We start from the raw sequence: 15,173 nt of genomic DNA, 5'->3' as shown, positions 1-15,173 counted from the left end.
ATGTAATAACCGAGTAATTGCCCGTTTTGAAATTACAAATAATACTGGAATAAAAATTGATTCCTTGAAAATTGAGCCAAAGGTAATTACAGATGGAATATATATTTCTCTAAATCCCTAGAAAAAAGTGAATAATAAAGCCGATATGACGGGCATTGAAAAAATAGATGGTTCTTATAGGTTTTCATATAAAAAAAAGAACGGTGAATTAATTGTAAAGGGTTTTGGATATTACACAAATAGATATCCAACCGAAAAATTAACTCGAATTGTAATTGAAAAAGACTCTATCAAGTTTGATGAGGAAATGGGAAACTATATTAATAGGAAAAAGCATATAAAACGATATATGGTTGGAGTTACAGCAGATAACATAATGCTACTACTTATTCAACAAATACCCCCAAGACAGTTTTTTTCTTTTACCTAATCGGCCCAGGATTTTTAAAAACACTAAAGCTGTAATTAGGGCATCGCCTGTTGCTGTGTGTCTGTCAATTGGTTGAACATTCAATTCCTTACATAAAAAGTCCAAAGTGTAGGGTTTGGTGTTATCTTTATAAATAATATGAAGCGATTTATTGTACATCACTCCAGTATCAATAAACCTGTTTTTTAGTTTCCCTAAACCATGCCTTGCCAACATATTGTTGATCATCGCTTTATCAAAACCAGCATGATGTGCTATAAGTATGGCGTCTTTTATATAATCCAAAAAAAGCTTAATGGCTTCCAATTCTGATATTTTTTCTTCAGAACCACTTTTCATCAAACCATGAATTTCAACGGTTTCTGCATTAAATACATCTTGTTTTAGATACAATTCCAAGGTATCGTTAACGGTAATGGTCTTACCTATAATAGCCACGGCACCTATGGACAAAACACGGTCTTCCTTTCGGTTAAAACCTGTGGTTTCAGTGTCAAAGGCTATAAACCGGGTGTTGTATATTTCACCCTTGTTTTTCTGTTTAAAATGACTTAAATAAGTCATGAAAAACTCGGGGTAATCAGGTTGTTTTTTAAAAGGCCAAGTAAACTTCATATTAGGCAAAGTTTTTTAAATCGAACCTTACTTGCAAGACTTCTTGAATATCATGGATAGGTTTAAAGCAACGCCTTAGTTTTAACTGTTCCTCTTTGGTAAGTGTTTCAATTTCTATGTATTTGCCTGAGTTGTTATGAAGCAAGCCTTGTTTGGTCTTGAACTTAATCAGTGCTTTAAAGGCATAGGCGCAAGACTGGTACAATTCCTTGTTGTTGGGGTCTATATCAGCCATTTTTTCAAACCTATCGGCGGTATTGTTTACGCCTTTTACTTTATTCTTTAAAATAAGCAATCGAGCTGCGTCAACCAATGGCATAATGGCGCGACTTTTAATGTTGAACAAGTCTTTTTGCTCATTGTCCTTCTCCACAACAAATTGTTTAAAGAAGCCAAGAGGTGGTGGGTTTTTAAGAGCATCGTGTCCTAAAAACCTAAAAAACAATGTGGTTTCATCCAAAGTTTCATATATGGAATCAGATAGTTGTTCTACCAAATTTTTTTTTCCGTAAATGTGATTGAAATCAAAAAATATTGAAGACAATAAAATGGCCTTGTCATCGGTGTTTAAAATCCAATCCTTAAACTGGGCTTTCCACTGACTAATGGATTTGCACCACTCTGGGTTGCTGGCCATCATATCGGCTTCGCAGTATTGAAACCCAATTTTATTCAATGATTTACTCACCAATTTGGAAAGCTCTAAAAAATATGCCTGCGTTTCTTCATATTTATTTTCTGGAATATCCTCAAAAATTAGGGCATTATCTTGATCCGTAAATAGTAATTGTTCTTTTCTGCCTTGGCTTCCCAATGCTATCCAAGAAAATTCTACTGGTGGTTTTGTGGGCATTTTTTTCAATGCAATTTGAATGGCACGAACGGTTACGGCGTCGTTTATTTGGGAAATGATTTTCGTGATGTGCCCAATGGGGATGTTCTGTTCCAAATAACTTTTAAGTAAGTTGTTGGCTGTTAGCCTTGCTGCCCTTAGTTTGTTGGTACGGTCTGCCCGTTTTATTTCTTTTAAAATAACGGTTGGGTTATTCCCTAAAGTGGCCAATACATCATGATGGGTTAAAACCCCAATGAGTTTTGAATTGACCGTACCGTCTTTGGTAATACATAAATGTCCAATGTTATACTGCAACATTTTTAGCTGACCCTCTGCCACGGTCAAGCCTCGTTTACAAGTTATTACTGGAGAACTCATGATGTTTTTTACACAAGTTTCAATAGGAAATTCACCCGTGGCAATTTTATTTTTTATATCGCTGTTAGTTATGATGCCCACAGGATTGTCACTTTCATCCACCACAATAATACATCCAATTCTATGGTTACGCATTTTTATGGCAGCTTCCTTTAAAGACGATTCTTGACTGCACGTAACAGGGTTTTTTGAATAGTTGGCTGCTTGAAAGTTTAAAATATCTTGTTCCGTATTGGGCAAATAATCAACAAATATTTTTTTGTTTTCTTCAGCAGTATAGGGGTCGAAAGTATTTGTGGCAAAAGCCGTGATTAAAAACTTGTAAACGTCTGTATTGTTGTTGCTCACTATTTTAAAAGCTTCAATGGGCATGGCGTAAACAATGGATTCTTCATTAGCGGTTGCCGTAAGCTTGTAATCTTCTTGCGCTATAAGTGGCCTAACGCCAAAAACATCTCCACCATCGCAAATGTTTACAATAACCTGAACGTTTTCATTAGTTGTATGATATAACGTAATGGCACCATTTCTTACGATGTAAAAATTACTGTTAAAGCTGTCACCTTTTTTAAAAACAGTATCACCTTTTTCAAGATAGATAATGGATACTTTTTGAGAAACCTCAAGTAGGTCTTCTTGTTTTAAAAGGTTGAATGGTGGATAGTTTTTTAAGAAATCGTAAACGCGATATGCAATAGAGTTTTTAATCATAAAATTTTATTAATACGTCTCTATGAAAATTAAATCATTTTAAAGTCCAACAACAATTCACCTTCAATAAAAGCCTGTAAATGGTCTCCTTTATGGATTTCGCCCGTTCCTGATGCTGGAGTTCCTGTAAAAATAAGGTCGCCTGGCTCTAAAGTCATAAATTTAGATGTAAAAGCAATAATGTCGCTAAAATTGTAAATCATTAAGGATGTATTGCCAACTTGTTTTTCTTCACCGTTTATAGATAGACTAAAGTTGATATCATTCAAATTTGGAAAATTTGAAATAGGTTTAAAATTTGAAATTGGTGCCGCGCCGTCAAATCCTTTTCCTAAATCCCACGGTCCTTTGGTTTCCCGGCACGCATTGAAGATGTCTTTAGCGGTATAATCTATGCCAATGCCTATTTCAGATATATGGGAAGCAGCCTCGCCTAAATCAATATCTTTTCCTTTTCTGCCAATTTTTATGACCAATTCAGCCTCGTAGTTCAACTGATTTGTAAAGCTCGGATACGCGACATCGTTATTATTTTTAACCAAACTCGACTCGGGTTTTGAAAAAATGATTTGGTTTCCAGTTTTGTTTGCGCTGATTTCATTTATATCAGTGACATAGTTTTTGCCAATTGCCAGTATTTTCATGATTTAGTTTTGTGTTAAAGTTAGATGTGTAAATTTAAATAAAATAAGGATGCTAAAAGCCACGCCTAGAAAAGGATTGGAAATTTATTCAGAAGAATAATTTATGATGTTGAATGATTGAACACTTGGGAATAATACTTCTCAAGATGGTCTTGGTTTAGTCGAAAGGAACAATAAGTACCGGAATTTTTGATTTTTTTATAATTTGCGATGAAACACTTCCTATAAAGGCTTTATAAAGAAAATCGTGGTCGCTATGGCCGGCAATAATTAAATCGATATTCAGGTCACTTGCTTTTTCCATGATGGTTTCAACAGTTGCCCCTTGAACGAGCAGTGCTTCGGTATCCAATCCTTTTTCCTCTAGGGCATCACTATATTCTTGGATTTTTTTATGCTCTTCACGCAGTTGATTAGCGCGAAAATCTCTTTCGAATTTCGGTCCTGCTTCGTACCCAACAAAATCTGGGTTTGGCGCTGCAATATGTAGTACCCATATTTTTGAACCAAATTTTTTTGCTAGCATAATGGCTTGGGCTAACAAGACACGTTCATTGCCATCAAAATCAATAGAAACCAAAATATTTTTCATCTTAAATACGCATAAATTTTACCAAATAATAATACTATAAGGTACGAAATTTTAATTTTTCCAACACGTACAACCGATAAAAAGATTTAACGGCTTTAATCCTCATCATCTAGGCAAATATCCCTTAAAGATATAGGTATTGCTTTTCTAAACTTGATTGTTGTTTTTTTTTGTTGTATTGAAAGGTATTTCAGTTGTAGTGTAATGCACTATTCTAATGCTATTTTATCCAATAACAATTTAAAGTGTTCATTTTTTCCGTTTGCTATCAAAAATGCAATTTCCTCAATATAATCTTTTGAAAAATTTGGGTGTTCAAGTCTTCTTCCCCTAAATGAAGGGTACATATCTTTTAAAGGAATTTCTATATTTTCCCATACTCCAGTGGTTGTAAACGGTTTTATATAGGAATAGTAATCATTGGAATTTGACTTGACTCTAAATTGATAGTTTTTCCCATCTCCTTTAAGTCTGATGATAACTTTGGTGAATTCCTTTACTTCCATTTTATCGAATCTGTAGTGTACTGATGAGAACCCACCGTTGTTTTCTAAAGATATAGAGCCTTCAAATAGGCCATGGCCTAAATTATTTACTTTAAAGTAGCCTAATGATTTGCCACCCATGACAACATCATTTACAACTATCCAATCTTTGGTGTCTGCGTTATTGTCAAAATCAAAAATTACTTTTTTGATTATTGCGGAAAATAATATTATCATGCAAATTATATATTTCATTGGTTTTAGTTGGTGGCTTATGAACTGTTATAGCGCTATATTCAACTTCGTAATTAAGTTGCCTTTTAACAAAAATCAAGAATGACTTTAATCAATTTAGAGCCAATTTATAAACTTTTAAACAGCGTTCACGCGCAAACTTATGGTCTGCAATAGGCTGAGGGTAAGTCAATTCCTGAAAATCGGGTACCCATGTTTTTATGTATTCTAGGTTTTTATCAAATTTTTCAATTTGTGTGGTGGGGTTAAAAATCCGGAAGTAAGGAGCGGCATCAACCCCACAACCGGCTACCCATTGCCAATTGCCCACATTGCTCGCCATGTCGTAATCATGCAGTTTTTCAGCGAAATAGGCCTCACCCCAGCGCCAATCAATAAGCAAATGTTTGCATAAAAAACTACCAACCAGCATACGCACACGATTGTGCATAAAGCCAGTTTCATTTAATTCGCGCATGCCGGCATCAACAAGAGGATATCCTGTTTTTCCTTCGCACCAAAGTTTGAATTCTTGTTCGTTGTTGCGCCATTTAATGTTGTCATACTTCGGCTTGAAACTTTTGGTAACTGTATGCGGAAAATGCCAAAGAATCTGCATGAAGAATTCGCGCCAAATCAATTCCTGCCAAAATATTTCATTTTTTTCGGCAATAGCTTTTTTAACCATTTTTCTAATGCTAACGGTTCCAAAGCGTAAATGTGGCCCTAAACGCGATGTTCCATTTTTTGCTGGGAAATTACGAATTGCTTCATAGTTTTGAATCAGTTCTGGAGTGACGGTATATGGTTCAATTTTCTGCTTTGATTTCTTAAAGCCAATATCTGATAAACTTAAATTTGGTAATTGCGAATGTTGCACCAAGTTGTTTAAATGCGGTTTTGTATTGTAAATTTTGAGGTAATAGGAGTTGAATTTTTCTTTCCAAGTTTTCATGTAGGGCGTATACACCACGTAAGGGGCGCCGTCGTTTTTAACCACTTCGTTTTTTTCAAATATGACTTGGTCTTTAAAGGTTTTGAATTGGACGTTATTTTCTTTTAGAAGTGTTTCGATTTCTTTATCCCTGTTAATGGCATAAGGTTCATAATCATGATTGGTGTAAACAGTATTTATGTCGTATTCATTGACCAAATTTTTATAGACATTAATTGGTTTTTCTTGAAAAATGGCAATGCTGCTATCGTAATCTCTTTGTATTGCAGAACGAATGCCTTGAAGTGTATCGTGAATGAATGTTACCCGGGCGTCATCTTCTGACAGTTTGTCCAGAATTTCTGTATCGAAAATAAAAATGGGCATTACAGGGCAATCACCTTTTAAGGCTTCGTAAAAACCATGGTTGTCATCCAAACGTAAATCACGTCTAAACCAAAAAATATTTATGGGTTCATTCATGTTTTATAAGTTCCAAAAAGTTCTTCCAATTTTTTTGTTCGGTAATTGAAAATCTCTTCAAGTTTAGGTTTTACTAAAACAGGGTGCACCAACTGTCCAAGGAAACCAAAAGGTACTTTATAATCAATAATATCTTCCATTTCAACACCGCCATCAATTTCTTTGATAAAATGTTTATGGTGCCAAAGCGAATAGGGTCCAAAGCGTTGTTCATCCACAAAATATTGTTTATCTATACAATGGGTGATTTCGGTAACCCATTTTGTTTTTATACCCATCACTGGAGTCACGATGTATTGAATAATTTGGCCTGCATACATTGGCCTGTCTGCTCCTGAAAGAATATTGAAGCCCATATAATTGGGTGTAATTACCTTGAGGTTTTTAGGGTCTGATAGAAAAGCCCAGGCTTCATTTATGGTAATTGGTAGATTTTGTTTTTTGTGCAATCTGTAAATTTTCATTCTCAATTATAGATTAAAATATAGGCATTTAACGATGAGGCAATACACAGCCAAATAAAATAGGGAAGTATTAAAATGGTTTTTAGCCCCATCTCTTTTTTAAAATTAATCATGAAGATGAAAATAGCACTGGTAAGAAATAAGATTGTAGTAAACCCCAAGCCGATAAAATGCCGATTAAAAAATATGTAATTCCAAATAACATTTAGAATAAACTGTAAGGCAAACAGCCCTAAAACCATTCCCTTTGAAATTGCTTTATAGAGAAAAGCCATATAAATGGAAAAACACACCATAATCGTTGTCCAAGCGGCACCAAAAACCCAACCGGGAGGTGTCCACGGAGCTTTGTTCAAATTCAAGTACCAAGAATCTTGCGGACCATTGCCCATTAGCCAAGTGCCAATAGCCAATGCCCCAAAATTGTTAATTAAAAAAATGATTATGTATTTCAATAGCTTCATAACTTAAATTTTTAAACTGACAATCCCGCAATCCATTTCGAATATTTGTCCTGAAAGAGATGATGCTTTGTCTGACAATAAAAATTCAGCCATATCTGCAACTTCATCAGGCGATAAAAACTTTTTAAGAGGATGGCGTTCCGTAATTTTTTCAATCATTTTTTCATTCCTCAATAGCGATGAGGCCAAGTCTGTATCGGTCACTGTAGGGGCTATAGCGTTTACGCGAATGGTTGGAGCCAACTCTGCTCCTAAAGATTTTACCAATCCCTCAACACCAGATTTGGCTACTGCGGTGCTGGCATGAAAGGGCATGCCCAATTTAGCCGCCACCGTACTGAACAGGACAATGGAAGGTTGATTCCCGACCTTAATTACTGGAAGGTACTTTTGAATTGCCTTTACCGCACCAAGAACATTAATTTCAAAATCTTTTTTAAAATCTTCAAGACTTAATCTAGAAATGGGCTTTAAATTTATACTGCCCGGACAATAAACCAAGCCGTCTGCAGCCGCTATTTCCGGTAATTTATCTTGGGTTATGTCGCATTTGTGATGCGTGAGGTTACTATGCGATAATTTTGGAGCGGTCCTGCTAATATTTATAACTTTATTCTGTTCCAGAAGCTTTTCAACTAAAGCTTTTCCAATGCCCTTACTGCCACCAATTAAAATAATTGTTTTCATATGGTTTTAGGGCATTTAATGTTTTATGGCCTGCCCTTCAGCCGTTTTTCTATTTTTTGCTTAATTACAGTTAAACGCTTCATTAAATCCATGATATCAGGATTTTTTTCTTCTTTATAAATGGTGTTTAAGCTCAAAATTAAATCTTTAACTTCTCTAGATGATTCAATACGCTCACTTGTAGTTTTAAAAGTGTGCTTACGCTGTTCAAATTCTAAAGCTTTGTCAATAATCTCCATGTTTAATCTTCGTACTAAAATTTTACAAATTTGAAACTTAATGAGTTTCCGAATCTGTCAATATAATAAAATCTATAGTATTTATGATTTTTATGGAGAATAATTATGAGAAATTTAATAATTCGTTTAAAATGATTGGCAATTTTATTGACTTCATAGCTCTTGTGCCGTTAATGGGAATCCTTTCAATCGCTTTTCGACTTTTTGCTTAATTGTGGTCAAGCGTTTCATGATATCCATGATTTTTTCATCTTTTTTGACCTTATAGAGCTTATTTAAATCTAAAATTAAGGCTTTAACTTCTCTTGAAATCATTACCCTATCACTAGTTGACAAGGATTTCAATTTCCGCTTTTCAAATTCTAATGCTTTGTCAATCAAATCCATGGCATTAACTGTTTAAATAATTTTGTAATTCTGTTATTTTTTCTGAACTATTAAACTTTCCTCCATAATAGGCTGTAACCGTCGCCGATGTGTCATCTTTTATTCCTCTTGATGACACACAAAGGTGCTTGGCATCAATAATAACTGTAACGTCCTCGGTGTTTAAAATTGATTTTAATTCAAAGGCAATTTGGTTGGTTAAGCGCTCTTGAACCTGAGGACGCTTGGCATAATATTGAACAATTCTATTTAATTTTGATAACCCAATTACTTTCCCAGAGGAGATATAGGCAATATGCGCTTTACCAATAATGGGAACAAAATGATGCTCGCAGTTAGAATAAAACGTGATATTTTTTTCTACCAACATTTGGTTATATTGATATTTATTGTCAAACAAAGCAACTTTGGGTTTGTTTGCCGGGTTTAATCCAGAAAAAATTTCATCAATGTACATTTTGGCAACGCGCTTCGGTGTGCCTTTTAGGGAATCGTCGTTAAGGTCTAAACCCATAACGTCCATTATTTCTTCAAATAAAATGGAAATGCGTTCCTTTTTTTCTTCATCACTAAGTTTAAAGGCATCTTTTTTCATTGGGGTTTCCATGCCAGTGTAAAGATGATCATCTCCTATTTCTTCAACTGATAATCCATTAAAGTGATGACTGTTTGTTTTTCTTCTTGTTTTTTCTAATTGCATAACCTCTTTTTTATGTGCTGTATTGATATGTGGCATCAATCAAAGCACGTTAACGCTTTGAAATTTTATTTTGAGTAATTTGTCTTTGGCGGCTGCATTTGAAGCGTCCTTTCTCAAATATTCTCAATTTTTCGTGTTTTGTTTTTCTTCCTTGAACTCTTTCCCTCCACCTTCTGAAGCTATTTACTTTAAGCTCTTTTCGCATTATTTCTATAACGTCCTGTTCGGCTAAGCCAAATTGAAATTTTATGGCCTCAAACGTGGTTCTGTCTTCCCAAGCCATTTCTATAACTCTATCTTTTTGGACTATGGATAAGCTCATAAGTTTTGAAAATTATATTTTTCGTCATGTTTTATTTTCTCATCCAACATTTTTTCAAAGAATCGTTTGTTCTCCTTGAACGTTCTGTTGTTTTTAAAATGGATGAACTTGCCTTGGGCATGTATACTTGCTCCATTTATTTTGTACATCACTAAATGATAATATGGTATGGCCCATGTAAAATTTTGTAATCCTTTATTAATAAAAACAAGAATGCCCTTCTGGCGCAGTTCTATATTGGAATAATTAATATCTGATACTATGTTTAAATAAGGCTGTAAATTGGGGCTTACCTCGTCAATAATCATGCGTTTAGAGCCGATGCCTTTCATTCTTACGGATTCGAAAAATGAAAACGGATTTCCTACTAAATCCGATAAAAGTTGCTTGTGCTCTTTATTGTTGTAAGTCGTGTTGAGTATCATTTAATGTTCTGTAACAATCAAATATACAAAATGTTTAATAATATTATTAAAAAGTTAAACAAAAGTGTTTATGATTAAATAGAAAAAACTAATATTGGTTTTGATGCGATATAATATGTCGCGCTTTTTCTTTGATTTTTTGCAGTTGTTGTTTATCCATTCTATCTAACAAGCTATACATCATGCCCATTCTAAAGTTATTGCCTAATTGCTCTCGCTTCTCAGCAAGGAAATTCCAGTAGAGGCTGTTAAACGGGCAGGCGTCGTGTTCAATTTTTTGTTTTTGTTGTAAAAGCAACCATTGCAATAATTGCTCATTTTATTGATGTATGAACTTGATGACACATAAGGTTTGGTTGCAATAAGCCCTCCATCGGCAAACTGGCTCATCCCTCGGGTGTTTGTAATTTGTACCCACTCAATGGCATCTACGTAAATACCCAAATACCAGTTGTCTACTTGATCAGGATGCATTTGGGTTAAAAGGGTGTAGTTGCCGGTAATCATTAATCGTTGAATATGATGCGCGTATCCATTTTCTAGAGAATTGGTAATGACATGTTTCAAGCAATTCATTTTTGTTTTGCCGGTCCAAAAGAAATCAGGAAGTTTATTATGGTTGTTCAACTCGTTCAGGTTTTTAAACTCAGGCATAAGTGCCCAATACATGCCGCGCATATATTCGCGCCAACCTATAATTTGCCTGATGAACCCTTCAACTTGGGAGATATGGATTTCGGTACTATGTTTTCTGTAGTAGTTTAAAACTGTTTTTACCACGTCTTTTGGCGAAATAAGCTTTAAGTTCATTGCAAAGGACAACCTTGAATGAAACAAGTAATGTTCTTTGGTATGCATGGCATCTTGATAATCGCCAAAATGCATGAGCAAATGTTCACAAAAATATTTTAGTTGTTCCAGTGCCTGTATTCTTATAATTGGGTAAGGAAATGTTTTGGTTTTGAATGTTCCAATAGTTTCTATGCCAGATTTATTAATGTCGTTTACAACTTCCGCAACATGATTTATAAAATATTTGTACTGTGGAATTTCAACATCTTCATTCCACTTGTTTCTGTTATTTTTGTCGAAATTCCATTTGCCGCCTTCAGGTTGATTGCCAACCATTAAAATATTATGTTTTTTACGCATATCTCGGTAAAAATTTTCCATGAGATATTGCTTTTTCCCTTTGAAAAAATGCTTCAGGTCATCTCTTCGGTTGTAAAAGTGTTCGGCAGAAACAACTTTTGATGGCATGCCTAAAGTTTTGCAGAAATCGCTTAGCTGTTTGTCTAAACGATATTCGTCAGGATAGATATATTCAAACGTTTGAAAGTTGTAGGTTTTTATGATTTTTGAAAGATTTTCGGTTAAGCTCTGTTTGTTTTTAGGGTGATTGATTCTATAATAGATAACATGGTGGTTTTTACTTAGCAAATCTGCTGAAAACTGCCGCATGGCCGCAAAAAAACCGATTACCTTTTGAATGTGGTGTTTTACATAGTCGGTTTCCTGGCGCATTTCAAAAAGACAATAAGTCACATCGTTGTCAACCTCTTTAAACCATGAGTGTTTTATATTCAATTGGTCTCCTAAAATAAGCCTGAGGGTTTTCATTTTAAATAAAGTCTAAACCAAAATGGTTTTGTTTCTCCTGCATCGTTCGCTACAATAAGTCACATTATTCCAGTTTTTCTCCCATTTCTGGCGCCAACTAAATGGGCGTTTGCAAACCGGACATGTTTTTTGTGGTAAGTATTCTTTTTTACGATTCAACCTTAACGAGTTTATTTATCATTCCAGAAAAAATAAAAACGTGAAATGGCAGTATACTGTACCAATATAGCCTGCCCCAAAGCCCTCGAGGTCTAAAGGTGGCCGTTTGTTTAAGTAGGTTGTCTTCAATTTTGAATTCCAGCCAAGCCTCACCGGGCAGCCTCATTTCGGCATAAAGCAATAGTTTTTGCTGGGATTTATCAGCAAAAATAACACGCCAAAAATCAAGGGCATCGCCTGCATCCAGATGTGTTGGGCTTGTGCGTCCACGACGTAGACCAATACCTCCAAAAAGTTTATCTAAATAACCCCTTATGCGCCATAAAAAGTTGCCATAATACCAGCCTGTTTTTCCGCCAATGCTCCAAATTTTGTCAATGGTTTTTTGGGCATCATTAATACGTCGTTCTTTATAATCCTTAAAACAACCAAATTTGGGAACGTTAATATATTTATATAAATTGTTTTTAAGCCGACCACTACTCACCATGGAGTCTTTCCAACTTGAAACTATACTGTTTTGCTCAATTTTTTCGAAAGCCAGTTTTACGGCTTTTTTATAGGTTAATGGCTTAACTTTTAAAATCTTGTTGATATCACTTGGTTGTCCAATTATTTGAACGCCCATGCTATCTACCAGCGTAACAGCCAATTTGTAGGAGGTTGAGGTGACAAAATATAACCAATATGATGATAATTTGGGCGTCATAACTGGTACCGTAAGTATATAGCGTTTTAAGTCCCTAACCTCTGCAAATTGTAGCAGCATGTCTTTATAGGTGATGATTTCAGGCCCGAAAACATCAAAAGTTTTATTAAATAATGCCTCATGGCCAGCAGCTTTGTGTAAAAAGGACAAAATATCCCTAACTGCAATGGGTTGTGTTTTGGTGTTGAGCCATTTTGGGGCAATCATAAAAGGAAGTTTTTCAACCAAATCTCTTATAATTTCGAAAGAAGAGCTGCCCGAACCAACAATAATACCCGCTTTGAAAATAGTTAAAGCATAGCGGTTGGAGGCCAAAATTTCTTCAACGTTTTTTCTGGATTGTAAATGTTTTGAAAGTTTATCTTCGTTGGTAATACCACTCAGGTATATAACCTGTTTGACATTAGTGGTTTCCATGTAATTTTTAAAGTTCAAAGCGCATTGTTCTTCAAGAGATTTAAAATCTTTTGAGGAATTAGACATGGAATGTATCAGGTAATAGGCTACGTCAATGTCTTTTGGGATATTTTTAAGGGTTTCTGGCTTTAAAAAATCGGCTTCAATGACATAAACTTTTTCCTCATCTAAATAGCTTTTATCTGCTCTTAATCTATCCCGTACAGCACAAAGAATGGTGTGCCCCTCATTTAACAAAAAAGGGATAAGGCGTTTGCCTATATAGCCTGTTGCACCCGTTACTAAAATTGTCATCTGTTGCCTATTAATGTTTTTGGTCTTTGGTAGCCAAAGCGTGTTTTGCCTTGGGGTATAGCATATCCGTCTAATCCATTTATAGCGGCTACTTCAGCCTTTGATAGGTTGATGAATCCATCATCCTCAATTAAGTTTTCTTTTATAAATAGACCAACTATTTTGCCTATTACCAAAATGGTGTCGTTGGCCTTAATGTGATATTCCTCAACAAACTGCATGGCTATTTGCACTGGAGCATCCTTTACAAAAGGTGCTGAAAATCCAGATTTATATTCAGGTTGAAGGTTGGTGACATCAAATTCTGAAACTAAAAAATCGTATTTGGCGGAGGTATGGTGTGCTTCACTTGCAATATCTTTATGAATGTGATTAATTGTATAGACGCCAGTTTCTTTCAAATTTTTATAGGTGTTTCTTGGTACGGTGGTTGGGCGTAAAAAGAAGCCCAACATGGCGGGACTAGAGCCTATGTGTGTAACTGAACTGAAAATAGCAACATTTTCAACGTCATCTTTAGAAATGCTGCCAATTAAATTGGCTGACTTGTAGCCTGAGCAGCTATTAATCAAGTTGATTTTATAAATGTGGCTTAGATTCTGTATGTCGGTTTCATTAAAATATTGCATCATAATCTTAAATAGTTGTCTATTTTAATATTCTGCGCCTTTAAATCGAACATTAAGTTGTAAAGACCAAAAAACGTTCTGTTTATATAAATGAAATGTTTGGAACCTCGGTTACCGTTCATTTTTCGTAATTCGGTGCTTTTCGAGTATCGCTCGCCCAGTTCGGCTATTTTTCCGAAGAAACCAGCATCAGAAAAATCGAAAGTGCTTTGGTGAAAAGGTTGTGTAAAGAGACTCAACATGTCAAGAAACATTTCAGTGAAAAATTTCTGTTCTTCAGCGCTGTCCTCTTTCTTTAAAATTTCAAGTTCATAAAGTCTGGAAACAAAAAATTCTCGATTGTTAATGTTTTCTTTTTTGGCTAGCTCAAAATATGGGATGTAAAATTCTTCAGGAATGGTTTTCATGCAACCAAAATCCAATACAATAAGTTCTCCATCTTTTGAAACCAAAAAATTACCGGGATGTGGGTCCGCATGTACCTTTTTTAACTGGTGAATTTGGTACATATAGAAATCCCAAAGCGCTTGCCCCAATTTGTCTGCCTTGTTTTTGTCTTGGTTGTGTCCGGTAAATTCCGAAAGGTGTTCACCGTACATAAAATCCATAGTTATAATGCGTTCTGATGAAAGTTCCTCATAATATTCCGGAAATTTTAAATTTGAAATATGCTGACAAGATTTGGCTATTTCTTTACTTTGCTTTATCTCTAAGAGGTAATTGGTTTCTTCAATAAGTTTATTTTCAACCTCTTTAAAGTATTTATCAGAATCTTTTCCTTTAATGTTGAACATGCTCATAGCCACAGGTTTAACCATGGCCAAATCTGAAGCTATACTTTCCGCAACTCCTGGATATTGGATTTTCACAGCAAGTTTTTTCCCATTTTTCTCTGCCAAATGCACTTGACCAATACTGGCAGCATTTACAGAAGTTGCGTTGAAAGTATCAAAAAGCTCATTTGGGTGTTTGCCAAAATATTTTTTAAATGTTTTAATGACCAATGGAGCGGACAGCGGTGGAACAGAAAATTGTGCTAATGAAAATTTTTCAACGTAGGCTTGGGGCATAATGCTTTTTTCCATGCTGAGCATCTGCGCAACTTTTAGGGCGCTTCCCTTTAACTGTTTAAGGCCGTCATATATATCGGAGGCATTATTTTTGTTAAGGCGTTCTTTGGCTTCCTCTTGCGTGCTAACCAGTTTGTCGCCATAATATTTTAAATAGTTTACCCCAACCTTTGCACCTGTTGAAACTAGTTTTGTGGCACGCTGGATTTTTGAGGTCGGTATGCTGTCAATGGTCTTCATATGTAT

Annotated in this window: 19 protein-coding genes and 1 pseudogene; 1 reads left to right on the top strand and 19 read right to left on the bottom strand. The window is 35.2% G+C overall.

Annotation, left to right across the window (positions count from 1 at the left end):
• Positions 1-127: 127 nt before the first annotated feature.
• On the top strand, positions 128-430 hold the full coding sequence (locus tag ACB104_RS01720) for a hypothetical protein (protein ID WP_370476551.1): 303 nt from the start codon (positions 128-130) through the stop codon (positions 428-430).
• On the opposite strand, the gene ACB104_RS01715 is transcribed toward ACB104_RS01720, so the two are convergent.
• The 19 genes and pseudogenes from ACB104_RS01715 to ACB104_RS01625 form a co-directional block, all read right to left on the bottom strand.
• Complete coding sequence (locus tag ACB104_RS01715) at positions 383-1,045, bottom strand: 3'-5' exonuclease (RefSeq protein WP_370476550.1); 663 nt, start codon at positions 1,043-1,045, stop codon at positions 383-385. The genes ACB104_RS01720 and ACB104_RS01715 overlap by 48 nt on opposite strands.
• Before the next feature lies 1 nt (position 1,046).
• Entirely contained in the window at positions 1,047-2,969 is a 1,923-nt protein-coding gene (locus ACB104_RS01710) for a DUF294 nucleotidyltransferase-like domain-containing protein (RefSeq protein ID WP_370476549.1), read from the bottom strand.
• A 29-nt stretch (positions 2,970-2,998) separates the two neighbouring features.
• Positions 2,999-3,613: a fumarylacetoacetate hydrolase family protein gene (locus tag ACB104_RS01705; protein ID WP_370476548.1), complete on the bottom strand. Its 615-nt coding sequence runs from the start codon at positions 3,611-3,613 to the stop codon at positions 2,999-3,001.
• Positions 3,614-3,770: 157 nt separating this feature from the next.
• Positions 3,771-4,205, bottom strand: a complete 435-nt coding sequence (locus ACB104_RS01700) for a universal stress protein (RefSeq protein WP_370476547.1) — start codon at positions 4,203-4,205, stop codon at positions 3,771-3,773.
• A 209-nt stretch (positions 4,206-4,414) separates the two neighbouring features.
• Complete coding sequence (locus tag ACB104_RS01695) at positions 4,415-4,927, bottom strand: CIA30 family protein (protein ID WP_370476546.1); 513 nt, start codon at positions 4,925-4,927, stop codon at positions 4,415-4,417.
• Between the two features lie 109 nt (positions 4,928-5,036).
• On the bottom strand, positions 5,037-6,341 hold the full coding sequence (locus ACB104_RS01690) for a cryptochrome/photolyase family protein (RefSeq protein WP_370476545.1): 1,305 nt from the start codon (positions 6,339-6,341) through the stop codon (positions 5,037-5,039).
• Positions 6,338-6,805, bottom strand: a complete 468-nt coding sequence (locus ACB104_RS01685; protein WP_370476544.1) for an SRPBCC family protein — start codon at positions 6,803-6,805, stop codon at positions 6,338-6,340. Before ACB104_RS01685 ends, ACB104_RS01690 begins: the two co-directional genes overlap by 4 nt.
• Positions 6,806-6,807: 2 nt before the next feature.
• On the bottom strand, positions 6,808-7,269 hold the full coding sequence (locus tag ACB104_RS01680; protein ID WP_370476543.1) for a TspO/MBR family protein: 462 nt from the start codon (positions 7,267-7,269) through the stop codon (positions 6,808-6,810).
• A gap of 3 nt (positions 7,270-7,272) precedes the next feature.
• Positions 7,273-7,956: an SDR family NAD(P)-dependent oxidoreductase gene (locus ACB104_RS01675; protein WP_370476542.1), complete on the bottom strand. Its 684-nt coding sequence runs from the start codon at positions 7,954-7,956 to the stop codon at positions 7,273-7,275.
• Positions 7,957-7,979: 23 nt separating this feature from the next.
• Complete coding sequence (locus tag ACB104_RS01670) at positions 7,980-8,195, bottom strand: hypothetical protein (protein ID WP_370476541.1); 216 nt, start codon at positions 8,193-8,195, stop codon at positions 7,980-7,982.
• Positions 8,196-8,348: 153 nt separating this feature from the next.
• Positions 8,349-8,582: a hypothetical protein gene (locus ACB104_RS01665; protein WP_370476540.1), complete on the bottom strand. Its 234-nt coding sequence runs from the start codon at positions 8,580-8,582 to the stop codon at positions 8,349-8,351.
• Between the two features lie 4 nt (positions 8,583-8,586).
• Positions 8,587-9,282 (bottom strand): GTP cyclohydrolase I FolE, encoded by a 696-nt coding sequence (folE, locus tag ACB104_RS01660; RefSeq protein ID WP_370476539.1) that lies wholly within the window; start codon positions 9,280-9,282, stop codon positions 8,587-8,589.
• Between the two features lie 49 nt (positions 9,283-9,331).
• The gene (locus ACB104_RS01655) at positions 9,332-9,604 is read right to left on the bottom strand and encodes a TIGR03643 family protein (protein WP_370476538.1); all 273 of its coding nucleotides are present in this window, start codon (positions 9,602-9,604) and stop codon (positions 9,332-9,334) included.
• Positions 9,601-10,029 carry a hypothetical protein gene (locus tag ACB104_RS01650; protein WP_370476537.1) on the bottom strand — a complete coding sequence of 143 codons (429 nt, stop codon included), beginning with the start codon at positions 10,027-10,029 and terminating at the stop codon, positions 9,601-9,603. Before ACB104_RS01650 ends, ACB104_RS01655 begins: the two co-directional genes overlap by 4 nt.
• A gap of 88 nt (positions 10,030-10,117) precedes the next feature.
• A pseudogene (locus ACB104_RS01645) lies at positions 10,118-11,649 on the bottom strand (cryptochrome/photolyase family protein).
• Between the two features lie 12 nt (positions 11,650-11,661).
• Positions 11,662-11,808: a DUF2256 domain-containing protein gene (locus ACB104_RS01640; RefSeq protein ID WP_370476536.1), complete on the bottom strand. Its 147-nt coding sequence runs from the start codon at positions 11,806-11,808 to the stop codon at positions 11,662-11,664.
• Positions 11,798-13,228, bottom strand: a complete 1,431-nt coding sequence (locus ACB104_RS01635; RefSeq protein WP_370476535.1) for an SDR family oxidoreductase — start codon at positions 13,226-13,228, stop codon at positions 11,798-11,800. The genes ACB104_RS01640 and ACB104_RS01635 overlap by 11 nt, the downstream gene beginning before the upstream one ends.
• Complete coding sequence (locus tag ACB104_RS01630) at positions 13,225-13,857, bottom strand: flavin reductase family protein (protein WP_370477090.1); 633 nt, start codon at positions 13,855-13,857, stop codon at positions 13,225-13,227. The genes ACB104_RS01635 and ACB104_RS01630 overlap by 4 nt, the downstream gene beginning before the upstream one ends.
• Positions 13,857-15,167, bottom strand: a complete 1,311-nt coding sequence (locus ACB104_RS01625) for an ABC1 kinase family protein (protein WP_370476534.1) — start codon at positions 15,165-15,167, stop codon at positions 13,857-13,859. The genes ACB104_RS01630 and ACB104_RS01625 overlap by 1 nt, the downstream gene beginning before the upstream one ends.
• Positions 15,168-15,173 lie beyond the last annotated feature (6 nt).

This window comes from Tamlana flava (assembly GCF_041287255.1).
GTDB lineage: Bacteria > Bacteroidota > Bacteroidia > Flavobacteriales > Flavobacteriaceae > Tamlana > Tamlana flava.
Note: the sequence above shows the minus strand (reverse complement) of the source record. Positions and strands in the feature narration are given on the sequence as shown.

What these genes read in the sequence shown, in the direction of transcription:
- folE (WP_370476539.1), bottom strand. Translation starts at nt 9,282, where the DNA reads ATGCAATTAGAAAAAACAAGAAGAAAAACAAACAGTCATCACTTTAAT.
- ACB104_RS01700 (WP_370476547.1), bottom strand. Translation starts at nt 4,205, where the DNA reads ATGAAAAATATTTTGGTTTCTATTGATTTTGATGGCAATGAACGTGTC.
- ACB104_RS01665 (WP_370476540.1), bottom strand. Translation starts at nt 8,582, where the DNA reads ATGGATTTGATTGACAAAGCATTAGAATTTGAAAAGCGGAAATTGAAA.
- ACB104_RS01630 (WP_370477090.1), bottom strand. Translation starts at nt 13,857, where the DNA reads ATGCAATATTTTAATGAAACCGACATACAGAATCTAAGCCACATTTAT.
- ACB104_RS01715 (WP_370476550.1), bottom strand. Translation starts at nt 1,045, where the DNA reads ATGAAGTTTACTTGGCCTTTTAAAAAACAACCTGATTACCCCGAGTTT.
- ACB104_RS01690 (WP_370476545.1), bottom strand. Translation starts at nt 6,341, where the DNA reads ATGAATGAACCCATAAATATTTTTTGGTTTAGACGTGATTTACGTTTG.
- ACB104_RS01670 (WP_370476541.1), bottom strand. Translation starts at nt 8,195, where the DNA reads ATGGAGATTATTGACAAAGCTTTAGAATTTGAACAGCGTAAGCACACT.
- ACB104_RS01695 (WP_370476546.1), bottom strand. Translation starts at nt 4,927, where the DNA reads ATGATAATATTATTTTCCGCAATAATCAAAAAAGTAATTTTTGATTTT.
- ACB104_RS01710 (WP_370476549.1), bottom strand. Translation starts at nt 2,969, where the DNA reads ATGATTAAAAACTCTATTGCATATCGCGTTTACGATTTCTTAAAAAAC.
- ACB104_RS01635 (WP_370476535.1), bottom strand. Translation starts at nt 13,228, where the DNA reads ATGACAATTTTAGTAACGGGTGCAACAGGCTATATAGGCAAACGCCTT.
- ACB104_RS01650 (WP_370476537.1), bottom strand. Translation starts at nt 10,029, where the DNA reads ATGATACTCAACACGACTTACAACAATAAAGAGCACAAGCAACTTTTA.
- ACB104_RS01705 (WP_370476548.1), bottom strand. Translation starts at nt 3,613, where the DNA reads ATGAAAATACTGGCAATTGGCAAAAACTATGTCACTGATATAAATGAA.
- ACB104_RS01675 (WP_370476542.1), bottom strand. Translation starts at nt 7,956, where the DNA reads ATGAAAACAATTATTTTAATTGGTGGCAGTAAGGGCATTGGAAAAGCT.
- ACB104_RS01680 (WP_370476543.1), bottom strand. Translation starts at nt 7,269, where the DNA reads ATGAAGCTATTGAAATACATAATCATTTTTTTAATTAACAATTTTGGG.
- ACB104_RS01625 (WP_370476534.1), bottom strand. Translation starts at nt 15,167, where the DNA reads ATGAAGACCATTGACAGCATACCGACCTCAAAAATCCAGCGTGCCACA.
- ACB104_RS01685 (WP_370476544.1), bottom strand. Translation starts at nt 6,805, where the DNA reads ATGAAAATTTACAGATTGCACAAAAAACAAAATCTACCAATTACCATA.
- ACB104_RS01655 (WP_370476538.1), bottom strand. Translation starts at nt 9,604, where the DNA reads ATGAGCTTATCCATAGTCCAAAAAGATAGAGTTATAGAAATGGCTTGG.